This is a genomic window from Rhodoferax sp. GW821-FHT02C08, assembly GCF_059421805.1.
The window spans coordinates 73,825-99,018 of sequence record NZ_JBWKVR010000017.1; the positions used below are offsets into that span (position 1 = coordinate 73,825).

Consider the following 25,194-nt stretch of genomic DNA (forward strand, 5'->3'; position numbering starts at 1 on the left):
TCAGGCCGCGAGTTTTTCGCTGACGAAGTCGGCCAAGCTACCTACGGTGGCAAAGGTGGAGCCATCCATGTCGTCGTCGTCCACCGTCAAGCCAAAATGTTCTTCCAGGCGGGTGATCAAGGACACCACGGCCATGGAGTCCAGTTCGGGAATCGCTCCGAGCAAATGGGTTTCGCGGGTAAAAGCGGCGCTGCGGCCATTCAGGCTCAGAATCTCGTCCAGAACTTGCTTGACCTCCTGTGTGACATCCATGGGAACCCCTGTTGTGTTTGGCTAAAAGTAGGGCGCATTTTAGGCGGCGCCAATTGCAGATTGCCGCCGCGTGTGCCCCAAGCGCTGTGAGATACTTTTGCGACTCCCCGTTTCCACGACTCCAGCCCCATCCCTATGCGTGAATCCACACTTTTGCATGAACTCATAGCCTGTGCGGCGCAGCGGGCTCCGCTGGATAGAGCGTTGACCTATGGCGCGGTGTCCATGGCCTACGGCGAGCTGCAGACCGCCGTGTCCCAGTTTGCTGCCGGCTTGATGGCGCTGGACATAGGCAGGGGCGAGCGGGTGGCGATCTACCTGGAAAAGCGCTTTGAAACCGTGATCGCCAGCTTTGGCGCACCGGCGGCCGGCGCGGTATTCGTGCCACTGAACCCGCTTCTAAAGCCCGAGCAAGTGGCTTTCATCTTGCAGGACTGCAATGTGCGGGTGCTGGTGACTTCGCCAGAGCGCCTGGCCCTGCTGGCCGGTGTGCTGGGCGATTGCCCTGATCTGCGGCATGTGGTGGTGACCGATGCTGTGCCGCAACCGGCCCCGGCACTGTCGCATACGGCCTGGCCCGATTTTCTGGCTGCTGCACCCCGTGCCGGCCACCGGGTCATCGACACCGACATGGCCGCCATCCTCTACACCTCGGGCAGTACCGGTAAGCCCAAGGGCGTGGTGCTGTCGCACCGGAATATGGTGGCTGGTGCAAAAAGTGTAGCAAGCTATCTAGAGAATACCTGCGCTGACACCTTGTTGGCTGCCTTGCCTTTGTCGTTTGACGCGGGCTTCAGCCAGCTGACCACGGCTTTCCACGTGGGTGCCCGTGTGGTGCTGTTGAACTACCTGATGCCGCGCGATGTGCTGAAAGCCATGGCCCGCGAAGGTGTGACTGGGCTGACTGCCGTGCCCCCGTTGTACATCCAGCTGACCCCGCTGGAGTGGCCGGCCGAGATTGGCGCCAAGCTGCGCTACTTTGCCAACACCGGTGGCCGCATGCCGCGCGAAACCCTGGACTTGTTGCGCCAGCGCGTCCCGCAAAGCCTGCCGTATCTGATGTACGGCCTGACCGAGGCCTTCCGTTCCACCTATTTGCCACCAGCCGAGGTGGACCGCCGCCCCGACTCCATCGGCAAGGCCATTCCGAATGCCGAAATCCTGGTGCTGCGTGAAGACGGCAGCCCATGTGCACCAGATGAACCCGGCGAGTTGGTGCACCGCGGCGCGCTGGTCGGCATGGGCTACTGGAACGACGCGGGAAAAACCGCAGAACGCTACAAATTACTGGCCTCCGACGCGCCGGGCCGCCAGCCCGGCCTGCAGCTGCCTGAATACGCGGTGTTTTCCGGCGACACAGTGCGCATGGATGCCGAAGGCTTTCTCTATTTCATCGGCCGGCGCGACGAGATGATCAAGTCCTCCGGCTATCGTGTCAGCCCGACCGAGGTGGAAGAGGTGCTGTACGCAACCAAGCTGGTGGGTGAATGTGTGGCCTTTGGCGTGGAACATCCGGCCTGGGGCCAGGCGATCCAGGTGATTGCTACTGCGCCAGAAGGCGCCGCGCTGGACACCGCTGCCTTGCTGAGCGTCTGCAAGGCGCGCATGCCGGCCTATATGGTGCCGTCGGGCGTCGAGGTGGTCGCCGGCCCCTTGCCGCGTAACCCGAATGGCAAGATCGACCGCAAATTACTGTCTACCGGCTGGGCCGAGCGCCAGTCCAACCCCTAAGCCTTATGACCGCTATTGAACGCACCATCCCCGTCCACGCCCCCTTGTCGCAGTTTCCCGTTCAGAACGGTGAGCTGGTGCTGGGCGGTATGCCTTTGTCGCAGCTGGCGGCGCGGGTGGGGCAGACGCCGTTCTATGCCTACGACCGGTCGCAGCTGCGCCAACGTGTGGCCGAGCTGCGCGCGGCCTTGCCGGCCAACGTCAAGCTGCACTACGCCATGAAGGCCAACCCCATGCCAGCTGTTGTGGGCCTGATGGCGGGTTTGGTGGACGGCATTGACGTGGCCTCCGCAGGCGAGCTCAAGGTGGCGCTGGATGCCGGTGCCGACCCGCAGGAGATCAGTTTTGCCGGCCCTGGCAAGCGCGAGTCCGAGCTGCGCCAGGCCGTGGCCTCGGGCGTGCTGGTGAACCTGGAATCCATGCGCGAAGTGCACCTGCTGGCAGAAATTTCGCAAGACCTGGGGTTGCCGGCCCGCGTGGCCGTGCGCGTCAACCCCGACTTCGAGCTCAAGGGCTCGGGCATGAAGATGGGCGGCGGCCCCAAGCAGTTCGGCGTGGACGTGGAGCAGATGCCCGAACTGTTGGCTGCCATAGGCCAGGCCCGCCTGGCGTTTGAGGGCTTTCACCTGTTCGCCGGCTCGCAGAATCTGAAGCCTGAGTCGATTTGCGAAGCCCAGCAAAAATCCTATGCCCTGGCCGTGCGCCTGGCCGATAGTGCACCTCTGCCGGTGCGCTTTCTGAACCTGGGCGGGGGCTTCGGCATTCCCTACTTCCCTGGCGAGCAGCGTATTGACTTGCAGCCGATTGGCGACAACCTGGCCGCCCTGGCCGAGCGCGCCAGGACCGAACTGCCCCAGGCGGCATTCGTGATCGAACTCGGCCGTTATCTGGTGGGCGAGGCCGGTGTGTATGTGGCGCGTGTGCTGGACCGCAAGATCTCGCGCGGCCAGGTCTTTTTGGTGACGGACGGTGGCCTGCACCACCATTTGTCGGCCTCGGGCAACTTCGGCCAGGTGATACGCAAGAACTACCCGGTGGCCATTGGCAACCGCATGGGTGCGACGGAGACCGAGCCGGCGTCTGTGGTCGGCCCCTTGTGCACTCCGCTGGACCTGCTGGGCGACCGCATGGTCTTGCCCACGGCGCAAGAGGGGGACTTGGTAGTGGTGTTCCAGTCGGGCGCTTATGGTGCCAGTGCCAGTCCGCAGGGCTTCCTGGGCCATCCGGCTTGCGTGGAAGTGCTGGTTTGACGGTGCTGGTTTAGCGGGTGACTTTGCGCCGCGCCGTCTCAGCGCTGCTGGCGCTTGCGTGTTTCGGTGCGGGCTGTGGCCTGGCGCTGGCACATCCCGTCACGCCCATGCTGGTGCTGGCGGGCTTCTACACCCTGTGTATGGTGATGTTCTGGTTGCCCGGTGCCTGGCTGTTCCTGGTGCCTGCCTGCCTGCCCTGGTTGAATTTTTCTCCCTGGACAGGTTGGGTGGTCTTTGAAGAATTCGACGTGTTGCTGCTGGCCGTGCTGGCTGCCGGCTATGGCCGTTGGGCCTTTTCCCCTGCACAGGCCAGACCTGCGTTGCAATGGCGTTCGTCGGCAACGGTATTGCCGGCTCTGCTGGCGGCGGCCGGCATGCTGGCCTTGCTGCGTGGTGGCTGGGATGCAGGCGGTTGGACCTGGGCTTGGTTCCAGGGCTATGCCGACCCGCTGAACAGCCTGCGGGTGGCCAAAAGCCTGCTGTGGGCGCTGCTGTGCCTGCCTTTGCTGCGCGAGACCGTGGCGCGTGCGCCTGCGGCGGTGGAGCGCTCCCTGGCTTGGGGCATGCTGACGGGCCTGGTGCTGGTGACCCTGGCCGTGCTGTCGGAGCGCGCTGCATTTCCCAATCTGTTCAACTTCACCAGCAAGTACCGTACGACGGCGTGGTTTTGGGAGATGCATGTGGGCGGGGCGGCCATAGACGCCTATCTGGCGCTGAGCACACCTTTTGCGGTTTGGGCTCTGCGTTCGGCCCGCCGACCCTGGCAATGGGGATTCGGGGCCATATTGGCGCTGGCCGTGGCCTATGCGGGCTTGACCACGTTTGCGCGCGGCGTCTACTTGTCCATGGCGGCGCCGGTGTTGTTGCTGGGCGTATGGTTTTGGCTGCAGCGTGCCGGGTTGGACCTGCGCACCTGGCTGGACATCCTGTGGCAGCGCCGCTGGCCGGGCTGGCGAGCCCCGGCGGCCTGCTTGCTGGCCCTGGCTTTGTTGGGCGAGATCGTGGTCGTTTTGCAGGGCGGCAGCTTCATGGCCGAGCGCCTGGCGCATACCGAGCGCGACTTCGGCAGCCGTCTGGAGCATTGGCAGCGCGGCCTGGATTTGCGCGACGACCCGGTGGACCAATGGCTGGGCATAGGCCTGGGCCGCCTGCCCAGCCACTATGCGCACAACTACCCCGAGGGGGAATGGCCCGGACACGTCACATTGCAGGCAGAACCGGGTATGCAGCGGCCTTTCATGCGTTTGCATGGCCCGGACACCGACCCCGACCTGGACGCCTATTTTTCCCTGACCCAGCGGGTGCGGCTGGAGCCGACCGAATCGTACCGGGCCAAGCTGCAGGTGCGTGTGGACGCGCCGGTGGAGGTCTACCTGCAGCTGTGCGAGCGGCATTTGCTCTACCCAGGGCGTTGCCAGGACGCATTCCTGCAGTTGGCGCCCACCGAGTCACCTTGGCAGCAGATCGACGTGCCACTGCATGGTCCGCAGTTCAAACGCATGCCCTGGTATGCGCCGCGGCTGGGCATGTTGTCGGTTTCGGTGTTTGGCGGCGGCACGCATGCCGACTTCCAGTCCATTGGCCTGGCCGGGCGCAACGGCAAGGAACTGCTGGCCAACGGCGACTTTGCCCAGGGCTTGGCACGCTGGTTTCCGGCTGAACGCATTTACTTTTTGCCCTGGCATATTGATAACCTGTACCTGGAGCTATTGATCGAGCGCGGGGTCCTGGGCTTGCTGCTGTGGTTGCTGTTGGTGGGCTGGGCCATGTGGCATTTGTTGCTGGGGCGAGCGCGGCAGCAGCCGCTGGCGCCGTACCTGGCAGCGTCCTTGATCGGTGTGTCGCTGGTGGGGCTGGTCAGCAGCGTGATGGACGTGCCGCGCGTGGCTTTTCTGCCCTACCTGCTGGCGTTTGTCGCGCTGTGCATGGCCAGGAATACCGACCCGCCCAAGGTTTGAAAATTATTTTGCTATTGAAAACATAGCTGCTCGCGCAGATTTCACCTGCGCCATATCTATATTTCTTTTGGTTTTACCTTGGGTGCCGCGGGGGGAATTGCTCTGGACTTGGGACGCCGCTGCAGTGTAGGAAAATAGGGGCTAATTTCACCACCTAGCCAAGCTACCCCTTATGAGTGCTTTCAACGAAGAAACTGTCCTGAGCGTGCACCACTGGACCGACCGCCTGTTCTCCTTCACCACCACCCGCGATCCATCGCTGCGCTTCAGCAACGGCCACTTCACCATGATCGGTTTGCGCAAGGAAGACGGCAAGCCGCTGCTGCGTGCCTACAGCATCGCCAGCGCCAACTACGAAGAGCACCTGGAGTTTCTGAGCATCAAGGTGCCGGATGGCCCACTGACCTCGCGCCTGCAAAACATCAAGGTCGGCGACACCATCATCGTCGGCAAGAAGCCCACCGGCACCCTGGTGACCGATTACCTGCTGCCAGGCAAGCACCTGTACCTGCTGTCCACCGGTACCGGTCTGGCGCCGTTCCTGAGCATCGTGCGCGACCCCGAAACCTATGAGCGTTTCGACCAGGTCATCGTGGTCCACGGCGTGCGCCAGGTCGAAGAGCTGGCCTACCACGACATGTTGACCGAGCATCTGCCGGCACACGAGTTTCTGGGCGAGATGGTGACCGACAAGCTGCGCTACTACCCCACGGTGACCCGCGAGTCCTACCGCAATATGGGCCGTATCACCGAGCTACTGCAAAACGGCAAGTTGTTCAAAGACCTGGAGCTGCCAGAGTTCGATCCCGCCATCGACCGTGTGATGCTGTGCGGCAGCCCCGGCATGCTGGTGGACCTGAAGCACATGCTGGAAGCGCGCGGCTTTGTGGAGGGCAATACCTCGACGCCCGGCCATTTCGTGGTCGAACGTGCATTTGCAGAAAAATAGGCTCCAGCGCAGGTAGAACCTGCACAAGCAGCTACGTTTTCAATAGCGCAGCTGCTTTTTTTACGGCGTTTCAGTCCTCAAAAATGCGCGTCTGCGGGGCTTCTCCGGCGCGCACCCAGCCCCGGTACATGCCGGCGCTGATGAAGGGCAGGGCAATGTTGCCCTGGCGGTCCACTGCGATCACGCCGCCTTCTCCCCCCAACTGACCTACTTGCGCCAGCGCTGCCTGGCTGGCCTCGCTGAGCGTGGCACCGGCATAAGCCATGCGCGCGTGGATGTCGTGGCCCACGCAGGCGCGGATGAAGTATTCGCCTGAGCCGGTGGCGCAAACGGCGCAGCTTTGGTCATTGGCATAAATGCCGGCGCCCACCAGGGGCGAATCGCCAATACGGCCTGGGTGCTTGTTGGTCATACCGCCGGTGGATACGGCGCTGGCCAGGTGGCCCGCACTGTCCAGCGCCACGGCGCCCACGGTGCCGAATTTGCGGGTTTCGTCCAGCGGTGCTGTAGGTGTGTGGTCCATCTGCATGCGCTGGCCGCCGTCCTGGGCCTGCAGGCGCTGCAACTGCTCCAGCCGGTGGGCGGTATGGAAGTACTCTGGCGGCATGGCCTCAAAGCCGTGTTCGTGGGCGAAGGCTTCGGCTCCGTCGCCGCTGAGCAGCACAAAGCGCGAATCCATCACGGCCCGCGCCAGCTGCACCGGGTTGCGCGGCGTGCGTACCGTGGCCACGGCGCCAGCAGCCAGGTTGCGCCCATCCATCACGGCGGCGTCCATTTCATGTTCGGCGGTGGAGGTATAGACCGAGCCGCGCCCGGCGTTGAACAGAGGTTCGTCCTCCAGCGCGGTGACGGCTGCCACCACGGCATCCAGCGCGCTGCCGCCTTGGGCCAGGATGGCCTCGCCGGCCGCCAGCGCGGCATGCAGGCCGGCATGGTAAGGCGCTTCGTCGGTAGCGCCGCGGGCCATGGTGCCGGCGCCGCCGTGGACTGCCAGGGTGTAGGGGGGGGTGGTCAAACGCATCTCCTCAATGTCGGTAGGGTAGAAACTGTATCCCATGGTGGCTGGCAAAATGCCCCGATGAACCCGCCCCGTGTACGCATACAGACCCAGGACTTCGACCCCAGCAGCGAAATCGCCGCCTTGCGCCAGCACGACCGGCGCGTGGGTGCGGTGTGCAGCTTTGTCGGCGTAGTGCGCGACTTCCACCCGGACAGCGCTGGCGAGGTGCTGAGCCTGGAGCTGGAGCACTACCCCGGCATGACTGAGCGTGCCATCGAAGCCATGGTGGACCAGGCCCTGGCCCGCTTCAACATCTATGCCGCCCAGGTCATCCACCGCGTGGGTCTGCTGCAGCCCCTGGACCAGATCGTCTGGGTGGCCGTCAGTTCGGCCCACCGGGGCGAGGCCTTCCAGGCCTGTGAATTCCTGATGGACTATCTGAAAACCCAGGCACCGTTCTGGAAGAAGGAGCAAACCCCCAGCGGCGCGCGCTGGGTGGATGCGCGGGTCAGCGACGACGCAGCACTGGCCCGCTGGGGCATACAGGCGCAGAACGCCTGAGCGGTTAGAGCGGACTCAGCGCGGGGAAGCCTTGTTCCAGCGCAATCAACCGGTCCACCAGGGCGCTGGATGCCGGCGTCATCGGCGCGCGCAGCTCGGCCTGCATCTGGCCGTGGCGGGCCAGCCAGCCCTTGATGGGGCCGGGGTTGGGCTCGGCGAACTGACCGCTGATCCAGGGCAACAGCGGCTGCCACAGCGCACGGGCCTGTGCCAGATCACCTGCTGCAATGGCTTGCATGATTTGTACAAAACGCTGCGTATGACCATGGGCGCTGGCGGCAATCGCGCCCGCTCCGCCCTGGGCCAGGGTGCTGAAGATCTGAACATCTTCGCCGGCCAGCACCTGCAGCGCGCCGTTGGCGATCAGGGCTGCCGTCTTGGCTGCATCGCCGCCGCAGTCCTTGACGGCCTGGATGCGCGGGTGCTGGGCCAGCTGCAGCAGGGTGGCCAGCTCCAGCGTGGCGCCGGTGCGGTAGGGAATGTCGTAGATGACTACCGGCACTTCGGATGCCTCGGCCAAGGCTGTGAACCACTGCAGCAGCCCGGCTTGCGAGGGGCGGATATAGCAAGGTGCGGCCAGCAGCAGGCCGGCAACACCCTGTCGGCTGGTGGCGGCCACGCTGTCCCGCATCTTGGGCAGGTGGTAGCCCGATAGGCCCATCACCACGGGCAGGCTCTGGGCGGCCTCCAGTACCGTGTTCAGTACGGCCTGTTGCTCGTCGGCATCCAGGGCCGCTGCCTCACCGGTAGAGCCGCAGGCGACGAAGCCGGCAATGCCGCTGCCACACAGGTTTTTCACCAGCCGGGCCAGCGCAGGGTGGTCTACCGCCCCGTGGTGAAACGGGGTGACCAGGGGAATCCATAAACCAGAAAAATCGCCGGAAAAATCGTTCGAAGCGCTCACACTGCATCCTTTGTTGATAACAGACCGATGGGGTAACCATCGTCAAAGGAGCGCGGGCCGAAGGGGGAGGGGAGGTATCGGTTCCATCGCTCATCTGAGGACGGAACCGCAGCTCCGGTCAGAGGAGCTGGGGTTTTTTAGCGGCACCGGCAGACACGCCGCCACGGCTGCAGGGCAGCGGTGTGGAACGGAGTAGTGCGCGGGTAGGCATGTCACTATTGTATTCAGTTCAGGTACTTGGGCCGCTCTTCCGGGTCCGGCATGTCGCTCGCCTGGGCCTGTGCGCTACCGGCCAGCTCATGGCCCTGGCCCCAGGCGGACAAGTGCAGCGCGCGTTCCAGCAATTGCACCAGGCCGTGCACCAGCGGCGGCGCCAGCTCGACCTGGAAGCCACGTGGATTGTCCTGCTCGGGCAACTGCTCGTTGAAGGCGATTTTCAGCGGGCCATTCGCTTCGGGTGTGATGCGTACTTCGGTGACCAGCAAGGGCTCGGTGCCCAGTGGCCAGCTGGTGGGTAGGGCGGCATCCTGGTACGGGGTGGCGAAGTCGGTCTCTTGCAGCACGGCTTCGCGCCGGAAGTCGGCCAGAATCTTTTTGCTGACCTCGTCACGCTGCATGCTGCCCAGGTCCTCCTGGCGGGCTGCGTGCTCTACCACCGCGCGGTTCAATGTAGGCCAGAGCACCAGGGTCAGGCGGCGCGTTAGCCACAGGCGCATTTCTGTGCCTTCGCGGGTATTGACGCGCACCAGTATCCGGTCCTGCGCTTCCAGGTAGCGGACCGAGAGCTGGTGGATGTTCATGGTGCGAATTTTAAATCGCAGGCCGCGGGCCTTGGTTTTACAGTGATGCTATTTTTTTGATAGCTGCTGGCGCAGATAACTACTGCGCCAGAGCTTGATTTTTATCAAATACCGGCGAGGTTGCGGCAGCGCGGAGCAGCCGTTTGGTCTTGAAATCGGCCATATTCTCCTCACGTAGCTCGGTATTGGAGATCACGATGCGACAAGACAAACTCACCACCAAATTCCAGGAAGCCCTGGGCGACGCACAAAGCCTGGCGCTGGGTGCCGACCACGGCTATATCGAACCGGCCCATGTGCTGGCCGCCATGCTGCGCCAGGACGACGGCCCGCAGGCACTGCTGCAGCGTGCGGGCGTGAATGTGCCCAACCTGCTGGCCGCCGCCGAAGGCGCGCTGAAAAAATTGCCCACGGTGCACGGGCAAGACCAGGTGCAACCCAGCCGCGATTTCATCAGCCTGCTGCAGGGCGCTGAGAAGGAAGCCATCAAACGCGGCGACCAGTTCGTATCCAGCGAGTTGTTCCTGCTGGCGCTGACCGACAGCAAGTCCGACTTTGGCCAGCTGGTGCGCGCCAACGGCCTGACCCGCAAATCGCTGGAAGCCGCGGTGGACGCGGTGCGTGGCGGCGACAAGGTAGACAGCGCCGACGCCGAAGGCCAGCGTGAATCCTTGAAGAAATACTGCCTGGACCTGACCGAGCGCGCCCGCATGGGCAAGCTGGATCCGGTGATTGGCCGCGACGACGAAATCCGCCGTGCCATCCAGGTACTGCAGCGCCGTACCAAAAACAACCCGGTGCTGATCGGCGAACCCGGCGTGGGCAAGACTGCCATCGTCGAAGGCCTGGCCCAGCGCATCGTGGCCGGCGAGGTGCCCGAATCGCTCAAAGGCAAGCGCGTGCTGTCGCTCGACATGGCGGCCCTGCTGGCCGGAGCCAAGTTCCGCGGTGAATTCGAAGAACGGCTGAAGTCCGTGCTGAAAGAGCTGGCCAAGGACGAAGGCCAGACCATCGTCTTCATCGATGAACTGCACACCATGGTGGGCGCAGGCAAGGCCGAGGGCGCGATGGATGCCGGCAATATGCTCAAGCCCGCGCTGGCGCGCGGCGAGCTGCACTGCGTGGGCGCCACGACATTGGACGAGTACCGCAAGTACATCGAGAAAGATGCCGCGCTGGAGCGCCGTTTCCAGAAAATTCTGGTGGGCGAGCCCACCGTGGAAGCCACCATTGCCATCCTGCGCGGCCTGCAAGAAAAATACGAAGTCCACCATGGCGTGGACATCACCGACCCGGCCATCGTGGCCGCGGCCGAACTCAGCCACCGCTACATCACCGACCGCTTCTTGCCGGATAAAGCCATCGATTTGATCGACGAAGCCGCGGCCAAGATCAAGATCGAGATGGATTCCAAGCCCGAGGTGATGGACAAGCTGGACCGCCGGCTGATCCAGCTGCAGATCGAGCGCGAAGCCGTGCGCCGCGAGAAAGATGAGTCCTCGATCAAGCGTTTCGGCCTGATCGAGGAAGAGATCGTCAAGCTGCAAAAAGAGATCGCCGATTACGATGAAATCTGGCAGTCGGAAAAGGCCCAGGCCCAGGGCAGCGCACATGTGCGTGAAGCCATCGACAAGCTGAAGTTCCAGATCGAAGAGCTGACCCGCAAGGGCGATTTCAACAAGGTGGCCGAGCTGCAATACGGCAAGCTGCCCGAGCTGGAAAAGCAGCTTAAGGAAGCGCAGGACAAGGAGTCCAGCAAGGGCGTGACCAGCGCGCCGCGCCTGCTGCGTACCCAGGTCGGCGCCGAGGAAATTGCCGAAGTGGTGGCGCGCGCCACCGGTATTCCGGTCAGCAAATTGATGCAAGGTGAGCGCGACAAGCTGTTGCAGATGGAGGTCAAGCTGCACGACCGCGTGGTGGGACAGGACGAAGCCATCACCGCCGTGGCGAATGCCATCCGCCGCTCGCGCGCCGGCCTGTCTGACCCGAACCGGCCTACCGGCTCCTTTCTGTTCCTCGGCCCCACGGGCGTGGGCAAGACTGAGCTGTGCAAGGCGCTGGCCGGCTTCATGTTCGACTCCGAAGACCACCTGGTGCGCATCGACATGAGCGAGTTCATGGAGAAGCATTCCGTCGCCCGGCTGATCGGTGCGCCGCCCGGCTACGTGGGCTACGAGGAGGGCGGCTATCTGACCGAAGCCGTGCGCCGCAAGCCCTACAGCGTGCTGCTGCTGGATGAAGTGGAAAAAGCCCACCCCGACGTGTTCAACGTGCTGCTACAGGTGCTGGACGATGGCCGCCTGACGGATGGACAGGGCCGTACCGTGGACTTCAAGAACACGGTGATCGTGATGACCAGCAATATCGGCTCGCCCATCATCCAGAACATGGTGGGCCAGGATTACGAGGACATCAAGGACGCGGTGCAGGACGAGCTGAAGAATTACTTCCGCCCCGAATTCCTGAACCGTATCGACGAGACCGTGGTGTTCCATGCGCTGGACGCGAAGAATATCGAAGCCATTGCCGCGATTCAGATCAAGGTGCTGCAGGCCCGGCTGGCGAAGATGGACCTGGAACTGCAGGTTTCGCCTGCGGCGCTGGCCGAGCTGGCCAAGGTTGGCTTCGACCCGGTGTTTGGCGCTCGACCGCTGAAGCGTGCGATCCAGCAGCGCATTGAGAACCCACTGTCCAAGCTGCTGCTGGAGGGCCGCTTTGCGCCCAAGGATGTGATTCCTGTGGACGTGGACCCGATCCAGGCGCCGGGTCAATTCAGCTTCGGCAAGGTGGCAGCTTGATGGGGCAGTTTGTCTGGCGGCTTTTTGTGTGGATGCTGGCCTTGGTTTTCATCGCCAGCGCTTTGATTGTGCTTTCAGGCATTGCCCTTTTGTGGTTGCTGCGTAGCCTGTGGGCGCGTCTCACCGGGCAGCCTGTGGCGCCCATGCGCATGTACTCGGCCGGCTGGAAAGATGTGGCGCGCACGGTGGACCGCTTTTCGCAGCGTCCGCGTGCAAGCAGCGGCACGCCCGAGGTCGCTGACGTTACGGACGTGGAAGTGAAAAAGGTCTCGCCACCCTGAGTGGCGTGGCCGCAGCCGCGCCAAATACCTGTGTTTACTGCAGGCTGGCGTAGCGCGAGTTTTTGGTGGCGTACATGGCGTTGTCGGCGGCGGTCAGCAGCTCTTCCACGTTGCTGCCGTCCACCGGGTAAATCGCCAGGCCTATGCTGGTGCCGATCTGCACCATTTCACCTGTGTCCAGTGTGATGGGGGTGTTCAAGACGTCGCGGACCTTGCGGGCGATAGACATCATGGTGTTGCCATCGCTCACGGCATCGAGTATCAGCACAAATTCATCGCCGCCCACGCGTGCCACCGTGTCTACGCCGCGCACGGTGGAGGTTAGCCGCAGGGCCACGGACTGCAGCACGGTATCGCCGGCTGCATGGCCGTAACGGTCGTTCACAGGTTTGAATCCATCCAGGTCCAGCATCAGCACGGCGAAGCCTTGCTGGTTGCGTTTGGCATGCTCCATGGCCACGTTCAGCCGGTCGCCTAGCAGCTTGCGGTTGGCCAGGCCTGTTAACGGGTCGTGGTGGGCCTGCAAGGCCAGTTGCTCTTCGTTCAGGCGCAACTCGTGGTTGGCTTTCTCCAGCTCACGGGTGCGTTCCTGTACCCGGCCTTCGATCTTGCGCTCGCTTTCGCGCAGGCTGTTCAGTACAGCCAGCTCGCTCTGGTAGGCGCGCGCCTGGGCTTCAGAGGCCTCGCGGCGGCTGGTGTGGATGCGATCGGCCAGCGAGAAGGACAGCGCCAGCATTTCCACCGCCGAACCGATCAGCATGGCATGGGTGATGAAGGGGTGGGAGGGCAGCAAGCCCAGGTTGTGCAGGGCGGTGACCAGCACACCCAGCAGCAGGGTGCCCCAGGCAAAACTGAAGTGGCGTGCCCCCAAGTGTTTTTGCAGCAGGCAGTAGATACTGACACCGACCAGCACACAGGTAAACAGGATTCCGTCGATATTGATCAGCCAGGCACACAGATGGTAGGGCAGGGTCAGTACGCAGACGGCGGTTAGGGCCATCAATCCGGCCAGGCCTTGCAGTATCTTGTCCGCCACCGGTGCCCGCATGGCCGTGCCCAGAAACTGGCGCGCAAACAGGGCAGCAAAAAAACCAGCTACCGACATGCTGAACTGGGCTGCAATATTGCCCCACCATGGTGTGTTGGGCCAGATAAATTCTTCACCAAAGCCGGTCAGCCCCAGTTGGCCGAAGACCATGCCGGTGGCAAAGCCTACATAGCTCAGATAAATGTTGTCGCGTAGCGAGACGTACAGCAGCAAGTTGTACATCACCAAGCCCAGCAGCAGACCGAAATACAGGCTGAACGCGCCATAGCTTGCATGGTCAGCCTGGGCCAGGGCTGCAGGGCGCCAAAGCTGCAATGGTATGGACAGGCTACCCTCAGATGTCACCCGCAGGTACAGGGTTTGGCTTTGGCCTGGGGTCAGTTGCAGCGGAAACACATGGTTGTGGTGTGGCAGCGGCCGTTGTGAAAACGGCATCTGGTCGCCGGATCGGAGGTGCTCGGCGCCTTTCTCGCGGCTGGTATAGAACAGGTCTATCTGGTCCAGCATCGGTGCCGCGATTTCCAGCATCCACTGGCTGGGAGCGTTGTCTTGCAGCGGCAGCTGAATGCGTAGCCAGATGGCGGAACGGGTCAGCCCAAAATTGCTGGTGCGCCCCTGGTTGGCCAGAGGGCTGAAGCGTTGCTGGTTATCTTGCTGCTGGATCTGCGCCAGTGTGAGCTCGCGGCTGGGATCGAGCAGCACGGAGGTCATGGGCGTTAGGTTGGAGTAGGCGTCGGTGAAGTCCTGCTCTGCGATGGGCGGCGTGGCGGCATACCCGAAGCTGAGTGCGCAGCATGCTAGCAACGCGAGCAACAGCGCAAAGGGGGATGGAAATCGCATGGTTGGAAACATCCGAATGGGCAGCCTGCGATAGAAGAACGTTGGGTTTGCGGAAACAGGGCTCAAATGCCTCCGTCTATTGTGGCTTGGCAGAAGTGCTGGGCGGGTAAAAGTTTGCACAAATATAGGTATGTGAAATACCGGAGTGCTGCGATTCTGCCTGCGACAAGGGGCTGAAAAACTCTGTTACTTCAAAATTGCACTTCAGCTTTTATTTTGTATACATTTCGAGTGAAAAAAGTGCAAAAGTGGCGTATTCGTGGACATATTCGCCGAATTTGAAGCTTGCGCCTGCAGGTTTTGCAGGGATTTCTTCTGCTGAAAAGTATGTGGAGGACGGCTTGCTAAGCAGGTGTATACGATCTGTTTTTGATTCCAAATAAATCGTAAAAATGTTTTAAGCGTTGCTGTGTTTTTGCACCCACTGAATGATCGTGCGCGCCGTACGGAAGTCATCACAGGCGCGTGCCGGCACGTCAGGGTAGCGTTGGTTCCAGATGCGTGCCAATGCCTGTCCCGGGCCTATCTCCAGCACACAGCGTACTCCCCGTGCATGCAGGTTGTCCATGCATTCATCCCAGCGCACGGTTTGAGCGATTTGCGTGGACAGCGCCTGCTCTGCCTGTATGGCATCCAGTACACGGTCTTTGGCATTGCTGAACAGCACGTGGCGTGGCCGTTGCAGTGGCAGCTTGGCCAGGGTGTGGGCAAAGCTGTCGGCCGCCGCACGCATCCAGGGGGTGTGGGATGCGATGCTGACGCGTAGGTGGGTGCAGTGTGCACCCTGCTGAATTGCGGCTTCTTCTGCCCGCGCCAGTGCGGTAAGCGGGCCGCCGAGCACCACGCTGTCGTGACCATTGCGGATGGCGATGGCAACGCCGGTGTTCTTGCACAGCTGGTCCAGGGGGGCTGATGCCAGGCCGCTGACAGCCAGCAGGCCGCCCGGTATTTGCAGGGCGCAGCGGTCCATCGCTGCGGCTCTGTGGCTGGCAAGGTCCAGCGCCGTCTCGGCACTGAAAACCCCGGCCGCGCTGAACGCGGCCAATTCACCCACGCTGTAGCCTGCGACCGCTGCGGGAGGGGGGAGTTCCGGCGCAAGCTGTTGCCAGGCAGCCAAGCCCAGGCCTGTGAGTAGGCATTGGGCTACTGTGTTTTGCGCAGCCCAATCCAGGTCTTGCAGGTGGTGGCGCCAGTCGAGCACCCCTAGCTGCGTACAAGTGCGCTGTACCAATGTATCTGTGGCCAGCCAGGGCAGCATCGCTGGATGCTGCATGCCCTGACCCGAAAACACCAGCGCAAAACTCATGGACTGGGCATGCAGAGCTGGACCACCCAGCAGGCGGCAGCCAATGTGTCGGCCGCCCCGCCGGGGGAGAGATTGCGGGCGACGAAGTCGCGCCCTATAGCGTGCGCGGCTTCCGGTCCACCGGGGCTGCTTGCACCACCCGCGGCCAGGAAGCGGCGGGCCGACTGCTGGGCATGGCGCAAGCCTTGCAGGCCGCCGCGGTGGGCGAGGTTGCTGTCGTCCAGCACGGCCATCACATGGAATAGGGTGTCCAGCCGTGCTTGCTGGACGGTCAAACCCCGTGCCAGGCCGGCCGTCAGGGCCGGCACTGCCGTTTCAAACAACACAGGGAACGCCAGTGCCGCTTCTGACGAGGCGCTGCGCAGGCCATGTTTGCGGGCTGCGATGCCCCCCGGCAAGCTGGGCAGGCGTAGGGCGCGCGCGTCCAGCGCCTGCCCCCAGCCATGGCGCAAGGCCTCACGCAGCTGCTCAGGGCTGGGGGAGGCATTCGTTCGTGTGAGTGCCCCCGCTGCGGCGCACAACAAGCCCAGCATGAAAATGGCGCCGCGGTGGGTGTTGATGCCGCCGGTGGCTGCCAGCATGCGGGCTTCGGCCTGGATGCCGCAGCGCTCCAGAGCGGGGAAATCTGCGCCCAGCAGCCCCAGCTCAGCAATCGCCACAAAGTAGCTGCGTAGTGCAAACAGGCTGCGCATAAAGGTGTGCGCGTCCATGTCGCGGTGGCTGCCGCTATCGCACAGGGTGACCAGGCCGGGCTTGGGGCACAAGGCCAGCTCGTGGTACAGCGCCCGTGTCGCTGCCCGGCCAATGGTGGACGGTGTGGAGTATGGCGTGGGTGCCGTCCAATGCAGTGGCTGCGCACGGGTCATTGCACCAACTCCGCTGTGCTTGCTGTGCGCCAGAACGGCGCATATTCCAGCGTGGCGCCGTGCAGGCGTTTCACCAGCACGGCCGTGCTCTTGCCGGATCGCCAGGCGGCCCATTCGCGCCAGGCGACGGCCGCACCGGCGTCAAACACGAGCTCGCCATCCAGGCGCAGCCGTGGAGCCGCAAAGCTTTGCAACAACGTGACCACGGCGTCGGCCTGGCGTCCATCCGATACGGTGATGCATAGATCGATATCGGATTCGGCGTGTATGTGGTCCAGCCCGGTGAGCCGCTGCCAACCATAGCTGCCGTACACCCGGGCGTTGGCCTGGCAGCTGTTGAGTTGCTCGCACAGCTGCCGCCATGGCGTGCGCGCGGGGACGGCCAGCAGGCCCAGCACCTCGGTGGCGCGTGGAAATGCGTCGAAGTAGAGTATGGAGCTGAGCGGCACCGCCAGCGTGATGCGCCGTTTGTCCCAGCGGGCCGGTGCCGGCAGACCGAGGGCTACCGTGTGTGGCAGCTCGCTGGCGGTCTGGCGCGTGACCACCAGCGGCAAGCGCTGGGTAGCCCAGTGGTGGAGACATTCCGCTGCTAGCGCATCCCATTGCAGTTCCAAAACTTGCTGCCAGCCGGCATCCGTCAGCCAGGCGATCTGGTGGCGGTGCAGCGGTGTCATGTTGCATCCAGTACCCGTTGCACCACGGCGGCCGACATCTTGCGGCCGCCGCGTTCGGCACCAATGATGGCGCGCAGATCTTGTGTCGGTGCGTGTGCCAATGCATCACGCAAAGCTGCTGGCAAATCGCCCTGCCACAGGGCCTGCACACCGCCCATGGCCACATAGTTGCCCACGCCGGGGGCGAATACGGGGTTGGACTGCGACAGTGCGGTCAGCATCTCTTCAGGCAGTTTGGTGACGCGGGCCATGGCGGGGATACGCATCACGCGGATCTCGGCTTCTGGCAGCGCATAGCAGGCGTCTGCAATCAGGCCCGAGGTGATGAAGCCGCCCGACAGTGCCTGGTCGTACACCAGGCCGATGACGCGGTGCCCCTGGCGCCGTGCCAGGTCGATGGCCATGCCCAGATGCGCCATCGCGCGGTTGATGCCCAGCAGCTCGTCGCGCCGGCGCAGTTGCTGGCCCTGGGTGTCGATCAGCAACAGGATGGGCCGGCCGGGGTGTTGGGTGATGGTGTCTAGCACCACCCGGGCCTGGGCCAATGCCAGCTGGACGCCTATGGGGGCGTGGTTGGTGGTGCCCAGCACCGCCAGCGGCTGGCCGTCGAACGTGACCGTGCCCTGCAAAAAGTCACCGTCGGCGCCAATGCCATGGTCGGGGCCAAAGAGTTGGGTGGCTAGGGTGTTCCAGTTCATGCGTTGACTCCCAGGGTCCTTGTTTCCGCCACGTCCATGTCCGGCACGCGGGCGGCATCGGCAACGCCCAGGCGCCGCCAGAGGGCCGTGGCCTGGTCACCGTTGTCGTCCAGCGGGCGCAGGCGCGCCGTGAGCAGCGCGTGTTCGGCTTCCAGTGACTGCAGGGTCACAGTCCGGGCGGCGTGCAGCGCAGCGATGGCGGCGTTGCGGAAGGCCGCGACATCGTCTTCCACCAGCGCGTCGCAGTCGCCGGTGAGCCAGCGGTGTTTGCCACCGGTGGTGCGCCAGACCAGCGCCCGGTCACGCGAGTCAAATTCGTCCACGCCGTGGCTAGCTTCGATCACCTCTGGGCCGGACATCGCCAGGCGACCCACGTCGCTCATCACGATATGGTCGGCGCAGCGCGCCACGATGCCCATGCCACCAAAGCAGCCATTGGCGCCGCCTATCAGCACGATCACCGGAATACCTGCGGCGCGCGCATCCAACACGGCGCGCATCACTTCGGACACCGCAATCAGCCCGGCATTGGCTTCGTGCAGCCGGACCCCGCCGGATTCGGCCAGCAGCAGCACGGCTTTCGGCCGATCCCGCAGCGCGCGCTGCAGCAGTCCGACCAGCTTGGCACCATGCACCTCGCCCACGCCTCCGCCCATGAATTCGCCTTCTTGGGCTGCCACAAAGATAGGATGGCCGTCCAGGGTGGCGCGGCCAATCGCTACGCCGTCGTCAAAGGCCGACGGCACGCCGAGCTGCGCCAGGTGCGGGCTGGTGACGCGTGCCGAAGGCGGCAGCCATTCATGGAAGCTGCCCGGGTCCAGCACCTGGGCCAGGCGCTCGCGCGCTGTGCATTCGACATAGCTGATCATGTGGAGGCCTCTGGAGTTTTTGGCAGTTCGGCCACGGCCTGGTCCAGGCGCAGGCTGACTACGGCGGGCGTCGCGCCCATATCGTTGATGGAAATACGTACGCCGGCAAGCGGGTGCCGGGCATGGAAATCGTCCACCACCGCCTGCCAGATCGGGCCGAAGCCGCGTGCCGAGGTTTCCACGCGCACCTCGCAGCCGGTACCGGCTGCGGCTTCCAGCATCACCTCCAGGTTGCCCGAGCCGACCACGCCGACCAGGATGGGGGCGAAGCTGCCGGCGGGCCGGCCTGCGCTGTAAGAAAAATCCAGGGTTTCCAGCCCTGCAGGAATGTCGCTCATGCTGCTTGTGCTCCTACCAGTTTCTGAAACGTTTGGGTGGCTGGTACAGCCCGCCGGAGGCGCGCACCAGGTCGCGCATGCTGCGTGCGGCCAGCAGGTTGCGCGTGGCGTCGCGCGGGTCAATCCCCAGGTCTTGCGGGCGCCGGATGATGCCGCGGTCGCGCAGGTTTTCTACCGCACGCTTGTCGCGCGCCAGGCCCACCGCCGTGTAACCGGCGACGCCGCGTATGGCCTGCTCGCGCTCGGTGTCGCTGCGGCACAGCAGCAGGTTGGCAATGCCTTCTTCGGTCAGGATGTGGGTCACATCGTCGCCGTAGACCATGATCGGTGGCAAGGCCATATTGGCTTGCTCCTGCAGCGTCCAGGCGTCCAGCCGCTCCACAAAGGCAGGTTGCATGTGCTCGCGGAATGTCTCCACCATCTGCACCACCAGCTTTTGCCCCCGTGGCGTGCCGGCGGCGCCGCTGCGGCCGTCGCGGGCCTCGCGCCCGGCTTTCAGCCAGGCCGGGCTGGCGTGGCGGCGGCCGCGCGCATCAGCACCCATATTGGGCGCGCCGCCAAAGCCGGCGATGCGGCCCAGCGTGGCGGTGGAGCTGTTGCCGTCCAGATCCATCTGCAGGGTCGAGCCTATGAACAAGTCGCAGGCGTAGTGACCGGCCGCCTGGCTGAAGGCGCGGTTGCTGCGCAGGCTGCCGTCGGGGCCGGTGAAGAATACATCGGAGCGGGCGTGGATGTAGTCCTCCATACCCAGCTCGGAGCCGAAGGAGTGGATGGATTCGACCCAGCCCGCTTCGATGGCCGGGATCAACGCCGGGTGCGGGTTCAGCGCCCAGTGCTTGGCGATCTTGCCCTTCAGCCCCAGTGATTCGGCGTAGGTAGGCAGCAGAAGTTCGATGGCAGCGGTATCGAAGCCGATGCCGTGGTTTAGACGCTCGACGCCGTATTCGGCATAAATGCCCTTGATCGCCATCATGGCCATCAGCACCTGGATTTCGCTGATCTGCGCTGGGTCGCGGGTGAACAGCGGCTCAATCAGGTTCGGACGCGGCGCTTTCACCACAAAACTGATCCAGCCCGCCGGGATGTCGATGCGCGGCAGGCTGGTGTTGCCGTCGACCAGCTCGTTGACCTGGGCGATGACGATGCCGCCCGAGAAGGCCGTGGCCTCGACGATGGCTGGCGTGTCCTCGGTGTTCGGCCCGGTGTACAGATTGCCCTCGGCGTCGGCTGCGTGCGCCGCCACCAGGGCCACCTTGGGTGTCAGGTCCACAAAGTAGCGGGCGAACAGCTCCAGATAGGTATGGATGGCGCCGATCTGGATGCGGCCGCTGGACACCAACCGTGCCAGCCGTGCGCCCTGCGGGCCGGAAAAGCTGAAGTCCAGCTTGCTGGCCACGCCGTTCTCAAAAATGTCCAGGTGCTCTGGCAGCGCCAGCACGGATTGCACCATGTGCAGGCCATGGACTTTGTGCGGATCGACCTGCACCAGCGCCTGGGCCAGGAAGTCGGCCTGCTTCTGGTTGTTGCCCTCCAGGCAGACCCGGTCGCCAGGTTCGATCACCGCTTCCAGCAGCGCAGCGATGGCCTCGGTCGCCACATGCTTGCCGCGTAGCTGCGGCCCCAGGGCCTGGGCAGCACGTGCCAGCCGGTCGGCGCGGTTGTCTGCTTTGGTGTTCCAGTTCACACGGTCCATAGTCATATCCTCAATAACCACATCTTCAGATCCTCAAGCCACCAGGGCTTTAGTGGCAAAAAACAGTACCGATGGGCCCATCAGGCAGCCCAGGCCGGTGTGGAAAGTCGCCACCAACGCACCATAGGGCACCAGTTTGCGGTCGGTCGCGGCCAGGCCGGCGGAGACGCCGCTGACCGTGCCGGCCAGCCCGCCAAACACCATGGCCGAACGTGGCGTTTTCAGGCGCAGAAAGCGCGCTGCTACCGGCGTGCCGACCATCACCAGGATCGCCTTGATCAGGCCGGTGGCAATGCTCAGCGCCATCACGTCCGAGCTGGCGCCAATCGCAGCACCTGTGACCGGGCCGACGATATAGGTGACGGCACCTGCGCCGATGGTGGTCATGCTCACTGCATCCCGGTAGCCAAAGCTCCAGGCCACGCTGGCACCCACGATGAATGGCAGCAAGGTGCCCAGCAGCAGAGCGACTACGCCGATCAAACCGGCCTTGCGCGCCTCGGTGGCCTGCACTTCGAAGGCGGTGGCGACGATGGCGAAGTCGCGCAGCATGGCGCCCCCCATCAGTCCAATGCCGCCGAATAGCGACATATCGGCCAGGCCCTTGTGCCCGCCGGTTTGTGTGCCGCCCCAGTAGGCCAGCACCAGGCCGATGACGATGGCGATGGCCGAGCCATGCACCCGGCCAAAAGTCAGCTTGCGTGAGATCACGCCGGACAACAGCACGATTAAACCCACCATGGCGAAGGCGGTAACCAGGCCGTTGGCGGCCGCGGCTTTTTGCAGAATTTCTAGCATGGTGTTTATTTCAGGTGGGTTGCGGGCTGGGCATTGGGAAGCGTTGCGCTATCAGCGGCCACGGCCGGTTCTTCAATGCGTTCCATGCGGTTGATCAGGGAGATGACGACTGCGCAGACAGCTACCGCACCCAGCGCCGACAATAGCGCCAGATGGCCGCCGCGCAGCGCCGATACCACGTCCTGTTGTGCCGCCATGGCGACCACCACCGGGATGTACATGGCACCCCAGTACTCCACACCCGCCTCGGTGAGTTTGGGCAGGATGTTGCGTTTTTGCATGCTTAGGCGCGCAAAAATCAGCAGCAGCATGGCGATGCCGACGCCGCCAACATTGGTTTTGACGCCCATGGCCTGCCCGAGCAAGTCACCTAAAAAAATCCCCAGCAAATGGCATGCTGCCAGTAGCGCGGTGCCGTAAATAATCATGTCTGTCTCCTGGTTATGGCGCATGTCAGCGCTATTTTTTGGAAGCCTTGCCAAGCGGTGGGGCACGGCAGGGCTTCTCGGAGTGGAATGTACCGAGCCAGCCGCGACAGAACAATTAAGCGGAAGAGGGGATGTTTACGGCAGGTGAAACGATCGGGGGTTTACCCGGGCACCGCTGTATCTCAGGCTAGGCGGGTCTGCGACATGCGGCAGACCGACAGCAGTGTCAGCAGATTCGGGTCGCGTTCGCGGCTGCGTAAAAAGCTCAGGCCTATGGTCTGGCGCATCAGGTATTTGGGCTGCAGCGGAATCAGTTGCACCTTGTGCGGAAACACATCGCGCACCCGGCCCGGCAGCAGCGTGCAGCCTAGGCCGCCGCTGACCAGGTTCATCAGCGAAAAGATGTCGCCGGTCTGCATCACCACGTTCGGCGTGAATTCGGCAATGCGAAAGGCCTCCTGGAAGCCCTTGTAGGTGGCAAAGCCTTCGGTCAGGCTGACGAAGCGTTCGTCGGCGCAACTGCTCAGGTCCACCGCCGCCATGTCGGCGTAGCGCGAGCCCACCGGCGCGGCAAAGTAGATGTCATCTTCGAACAGCGGCAGCGATTCGACATCCGGCGCGTCATCGGGCACGGCCATCAGCGCGGCATCGATGGCGCCCTGGGCCAGTTTCTGCAGCAGCACGGCGTTCGAGCCCAGCACCAGCTCGGGTTGCAGCTCGGGCTTGCGCACCTTCAGGTCGACTAGCAGGGTCGGCACGGTCTTGATGGTCAGCGAATACAGCGAGCCGATGCGGATCTGGTGGGATGCATAGCCGGCTGCCTGGCGGGTAGCGCGCACACCCTCGGCCATCAGATGCAGCACGTCTTTTGCGGCCTCGGCCAGTACCTGGGCCGCATGCGTGGGTATCAGGTTGCGGCCTTCGTGGCGGAACAGCGCGCAGCGCAGACCTTCTTCCAGCGCATGCAAGGCCCGGTGCACGCTGACCGTGCTGGTGTCCAGCACCTCGGCAGTACGCGTCAGATTGCCTTCCTGCATGAAGGCCAGAAAGATTTCCAGCCGACGAAAGGTGATTTCGTCGCCAACGCGGGACGTCATGCTCAGACCTTGGCTTTATCGGCTTCGCTGGTGAACGAGTCGGCAAAGAAGGCGTCGCTCGGCAGGCCGGCTTTGGCGATGTAGTCAGCCTGGGCCGAGTCCACCACGATGGGTGCACCGCATGCATAGACCTCGTGGCCGGACAAATCCGGCAGGTCTTGCAGGACGGCCTGGTGCACGAAGCCGGTGCGGCCGGTCCAGTTGTCTTCTGGCAGGGCGTTGGAGATCACGGGCACGTAAGTCAGGTTCGGCATATTTGCCAACTGGGCCTGCACCCAATCGTTCAGGTACAGATCGCCAGGGCGGCGGCCACCCCAGTACAGCGTGGCCGGGCGGGTGATGGCCTTGTGCTGCATGTGTTCCAGGATGGCCTTGATGGGCGCAAAGCCGGTGCCCGAGGCCAGCAGCACGATGGGTTTGTCGGAGTCTTCGCGCAGGTAGAAGCTGCCGTACGGGCCTTCAATGCGCTGGATTTCTTTCTCTTTCATCGCGCCGAACACATGGTCGGTGAACTTGCCTCCGGGCATGTGGCGGATGTGCAGTTCCACCGCAGGGCCGGTGTGCGGCGCATTCGCCATGCTGTAGCTGCGTCGCGCGCCATCACGCAGGATGAATTCGATGTACTGGCCGGGGTGGTAGCGCAGGGTGTCGTTGGCCGGCAGCTGTAGTTTGATGACCATGACGTCGCTAGAGACCTTCTCCAGCGTGGTCACGCGCGAAGGCATCTTCTTGATCGGGAAGGCGCTCTCGTCCGTCACCTGGCGCGACTCCAGCACCACGTCGGTCAGCGGCATGGCGCAGCAGGTCAGTACCAGGCCGGCGGCTTCTTCCTCGTCGCTCAGCGCCTTGCTCTGGTGCGGGCCGTGGAACACCATGCCTTCGAGTTTCTTGCACTTGCAGGAGCCGCAGGCGCCGTCCTTGCAACCGTAGGGCAGTCCGATGCCCTGGCGGATGCCGGCCGCCAGGATGGATTCGTCGGCCGTGGCGGCAAAACTGCGGCCGCTGGGCTGTACGGTGATACTGAAAGCTTGCGGAGTGGGGACGGGATGGGTCATGGTTTCGTTATGCTCGGTCAGTTCTATCTTTGGCCACCGATTTTGCCCTCAAACCAATTTCCTCTTGGCGCGCTGCCTGCGCGCTTTCGCCGCGAGCGCGTACTGGTCGTCGGCTGTGGCGATGTCGGCCTGCGCGCTGCAGCCTGCTTGCCGCGCTCGGTACGGGTGCTGGCGTTGACCTCCAGCCCCGAACGCGTGCCGGCTTTGCGAGCCCAGGGCATCACTGCGCTGTGCGGTAATCTGGACGCGCGTGCGTCGCTGTACCGGCTGGCCGGGCTGGCGACCCGGGTGCTGCATTTGGCGCCGCCGCCCGGCGAGGGCCGCGACGATCCGCGCACCCGCAATCTGCTGCGCGTGCTGCAGCTGCGCGGCGCACCCCGTGCGCTGGTGTACGGCTCGACCAGTGGCGTGTATGGCGACTGCCAGGGCGAGCTGGTGCGGGAGACCCGTGCCTTGGCCGCGACCACGCCCCGGGCCCAGCGCCGGGTCGATGCCGAAGCCGCAGTACGCCTGCTGGGCCGCCGTGCCAGCCGGGTGCGCAGCAGCATTCTGCGCATTCCGGGCATCTATGCGCCCGACCGCGAGGGGGGCACACCCGAGACGCGCTTGCGCAAAGGTACGCCGGTGCTGGACGCGGCAGACGATGTGTACACCAACCATATCCATGCCAAGGACCTGGCCCGCGCCTGCATCCAGGCCCTGTGGCGAGGCCGCCCGCAGCGCATCTACAACGTGAACGACGACACGGACATGCGCATGGGCGACTACTTTGACCTCGCCGCTGACCTGTACGGCCTGCCGCGCCCGCCCCGCGTGCCGCGTAGCGCTGCGCAAGGGCAGTTGTCGTTGATGTTGCTGAGTTTCATGTCCGAGTCGCGGCGCCTGGACAACACGCGCATGAAGACCGAGCTGCGGCTGCGGCTGCACTACCCCACGGTAGCAGCTGGTCTGCTATCGAATAAATAGCTGCTTGCGCAGGTAATGTCTGCGTTAGAGGCTG

Annotated in this window: 24 protein-coding genes; 8 read left to right on the top strand and 16 right to left on the bottom strand. The window is 63.8% G+C overall.

What is annotated here, in order from left to right; translation table 11 throughout:
* On the bottom strand, positions 1-252 hold the full coding sequence (locus tag AC07VY_RS19050; RefSeq protein WP_495098839.1) for an acyl carrier protein: 252 nt from the start codon (positions 250-252) through the stop codon (positions 1-3).
* A gap of 135 nt (positions 253-387) precedes the next feature.
* Between AC07VY_RS19050 and AC07VY_RS19055 the strand changes: the two genes are divergently transcribed.
* From AC07VY_RS19055 to AC07VY_RS19070, 4 genes are all read left to right on the top strand, one after another.
* Positions 388-1,983: an acyl-CoA ligase (AMP-forming), exosortase A system-associated gene (locus AC07VY_RS19055; RefSeq protein WP_495098840.1), complete on the top strand. Its 1,596-nt coding sequence runs from the start codon at positions 388-390 to the stop codon at positions 1,981-1,983.
* Positions 1,984-1,988: 5 nt separating this feature from the next.
* Positions 1,989-3,233, top strand: a complete 1,245-nt coding sequence (locus AC07VY_RS19060) for a pyridoxal-dependent decarboxylase, exosortase A system-associated (RefSeq protein ID WP_495098841.1) — start codon at positions 1,989-1,991, stop codon at positions 3,231-3,233.
* A 17-nt stretch (positions 3,234-3,250) separates the two neighbouring features.
* Positions 3,251-5,191, top strand: coding sequence for an O-antigen ligase family protein (locus AC07VY_RS19065; protein WP_495098842.1), 1,941 nt, complete (start codon positions 3,251-3,253; stop codon positions 5,189-5,191).
* A gap of 172 nt (positions 5,192-5,363) precedes the next feature.
* Positions 5,364-6,140 carry a ferredoxin--NADP reductase gene (locus tag AC07VY_RS19070; protein ID WP_495098843.1) on the top strand — a complete coding sequence of 259 codons (777 nt, stop codon included), beginning with the start codon at positions 5,364-5,366 and terminating at the stop codon, positions 6,138-6,140.
* Between the two features lie 70 nt (positions 6,141-6,210).
* Here AC07VY_RS19070 and AC07VY_RS19075 read toward each other — a convergent pair whose 3' ends face one another.
* Positions 6,211-7,155 (bottom strand): isoaspartyl peptidase/L-asparaginase family protein, encoded by a 945-nt coding sequence (locus tag AC07VY_RS19075; RefSeq protein WP_495098844.1) that lies wholly within the window; start codon positions 7,153-7,155, stop codon positions 6,211-6,213.
* 63 nt (positions 7,156-7,218) lie between these two features.
* Between AC07VY_RS19075 and AC07VY_RS19080 the strand changes: the two genes are divergently transcribed.
* Positions 7,219-7,701, top strand: coding sequence for a molybdenum cofactor biosynthesis protein MoaE (locus AC07VY_RS19080; RefSeq protein ID WP_495098845.1), 483 nt, complete (start codon positions 7,219-7,221; stop codon positions 7,699-7,701).
* Positions 7,702-7,705: 4 nt separating this feature from the next.
* Here the strand turns inward: AC07VY_RS19080 and dapA are convergent, their stop codons facing one another.
* Both dapA and AC07VY_RS19090 read right to left on the bottom strand, forming a co-directional pair.
* Positions 7,706-8,605 (bottom strand): 4-hydroxy-tetrahydrodipicolinate synthase, encoded by a 900-nt coding sequence (gene dapA, locus AC07VY_RS19085; protein WP_495098846.1) that lies wholly within the window; start codon positions 8,603-8,605, stop codon positions 7,706-7,708.
* Positions 8,606-8,829: 224 nt separating this feature from the next.
* Positions 8,830-9,405, bottom strand: a complete 576-nt coding sequence (locus tag AC07VY_RS19090) for a hypothetical protein (protein WP_495098847.1) — start codon at positions 9,403-9,405, stop codon at positions 8,830-8,832.
* 197 nt (positions 9,406-9,602) lie between these two features.
* Here AC07VY_RS19090 and clpB point away from each other — a divergent pair, with 197 nt between their 5' ends.
* Both clpB and AC07VY_RS19100 read left to right on the top strand, forming a co-directional pair.
* Positions 9,603-12,203 (top strand): ATP-dependent chaperone ClpB, encoded by a 2,601-nt coding sequence (gene clpB, locus AC07VY_RS19095; protein ID WP_495098848.1) that lies wholly within the window; start codon positions 9,603-9,605, stop codon positions 12,201-12,203.
* Positions 12,203-12,484, top strand: a complete 282-nt coding sequence (locus tag AC07VY_RS19100) for a hypothetical protein (RefSeq protein ID WP_495098849.1) — start codon at positions 12,203-12,205, stop codon at positions 12,482-12,484. Before clpB ends, AC07VY_RS19100 begins: the two co-directional genes overlap by 1 nt.
* Positions 12,485-12,518: 34 nt before the next feature.
* Here AC07VY_RS19100 and AC07VY_RS19105 read toward each other — a convergent pair whose 3' ends face one another.
* The 12 genes from AC07VY_RS19105 to AC07VY_RS19160 form a co-directional block, all read right to left on the bottom strand.
* Positions 12,519-14,372, bottom strand: coding sequence for a diguanylate cyclase domain-containing protein (locus tag AC07VY_RS19105; RefSeq protein WP_495098850.1), 1,854 nt, complete (start codon positions 14,370-14,372; stop codon positions 12,519-12,521).
* Between the two features lie 397 nt (positions 14,373-14,769).
* The gene (locus AC07VY_RS19110; RefSeq protein WP_495098851.1) at positions 14,770-15,678 is read right to left on the bottom strand and encodes a malonate decarboxylase subunit epsilon; all 909 of its coding nucleotides are present in this window, start codon (positions 15,676-15,678) and stop codon (positions 14,770-14,772) included.
* The gene (gene mdcB, locus AC07VY_RS19115; protein WP_495098852.1) at positions 15,675-16,544 is read right to left on the bottom strand and encodes a triphosphoribosyl-dephospho-CoA synthase MdcB; all 870 of its coding nucleotides are present in this window, start codon (positions 16,542-16,544) and stop codon (positions 15,675-15,677) included. The genes AC07VY_RS19110 and mdcB overlap by 4 nt, the downstream gene beginning before the upstream one ends.
* Positions 16,541-17,218, bottom strand: coding sequence for a malonate decarboxylase holo-[acyl-carrier-protein] synthase (gene mdcG / locus AC07VY_RS19120; protein WP_495098853.1), 678 nt, complete (start codon positions 17,216-17,218; stop codon positions 16,541-16,543). Before mdcG ends, mdcB begins: the two co-directional genes overlap by 4 nt.
* A complete protein-coding gene (locus tag AC07VY_RS19125; protein ID WP_495098854.1) occupies positions 17,215-17,916 on the bottom strand; it encodes a biotin-independent malonate decarboxylase subunit gamma in 702 nt (233 codons plus the stop codon). The genes mdcG and AC07VY_RS19125 overlap by 4 nt, the downstream gene beginning before the upstream one ends.
* Complete coding sequence (locus AC07VY_RS19130) at positions 17,913-18,785, bottom strand: biotin-independent malonate decarboxylase subunit beta (protein WP_495098855.1); 873 nt, start codon at positions 18,783-18,785, stop codon at positions 17,913-17,915. The genes AC07VY_RS19125 and AC07VY_RS19130 overlap by 4 nt, the downstream gene beginning before the upstream one ends.
* A complete protein-coding gene (gene mdcC, locus AC07VY_RS19135) occupies positions 18,782-19,123 on the bottom strand; it encodes a malonate decarboxylase acyl carrier protein (protein WP_495098856.1) in 342 nt (113 codons plus the stop codon). Before mdcC ends, AC07VY_RS19130 begins: the two co-directional genes overlap by 4 nt.
* A gap of 13 nt (positions 19,124-19,136) precedes the next feature.
* Positions 19,137-20,816 (bottom strand): malonate decarboxylase subunit alpha, encoded by a 1,680-nt coding sequence (gene mdcA / locus AC07VY_RS19140; protein ID WP_495098857.1) that lies wholly within the window; start codon positions 20,814-20,816, stop codon positions 19,137-19,139.
* A gap of 33 nt (positions 20,817-20,849) precedes the next feature.
* Positions 20,850-21,614 carry a malonate transporter subunit MadM gene (gene madM, locus AC07VY_RS19145; RefSeq protein ID WP_495098858.1) on the bottom strand — a complete coding sequence of 255 codons (765 nt, stop codon included), beginning with the start codon at positions 21,612-21,614 and terminating at the stop codon, positions 20,850-20,852.
* A 5-nt stretch (positions 21,615-21,619) separates the two neighbouring features.
* On the bottom strand, positions 21,620-22,042 hold the full coding sequence (gene madL, locus AC07VY_RS19150) for a malonate transporter subunit MadL (protein WP_495098859.1): 423 nt from the start codon (positions 22,040-22,042) through the stop codon (positions 21,620-21,622).
* A 182-nt stretch (positions 22,043-22,224) separates the two neighbouring features.
* Positions 22,225-23,139, bottom strand: coding sequence for a LysR family transcriptional regulator (locus tag AC07VY_RS19155; RefSeq protein ID WP_495098860.1), 915 nt, complete (start codon positions 23,137-23,139; stop codon positions 22,225-22,227).
* Positions 23,140-23,141: 2 nt separating this feature from the next.
* The gene (locus AC07VY_RS19160; protein WP_495098861.1) at positions 23,142-24,194 is read right to left on the bottom strand and encodes a CDP-6-deoxy-delta-3,4-glucoseen reductase; all 1,053 of its coding nucleotides are present in this window, start codon (positions 24,192-24,194) and stop codon (positions 23,142-23,144) included.
* A gap of 42 nt (positions 24,195-24,236) precedes the next feature.
* Between AC07VY_RS19160 and AC07VY_RS19165 the strand changes: the two genes are divergently transcribed.
* On the top strand, positions 24,237-25,160 hold the full coding sequence (locus AC07VY_RS19165) for an SDR family oxidoreductase (RefSeq protein WP_495098862.1): 924 nt from the start codon (positions 24,237-24,239) through the stop codon (positions 25,158-25,160).
* The last annotated feature ends 34 nt before the right edge of the window (positions 25,161-25,194 follow it).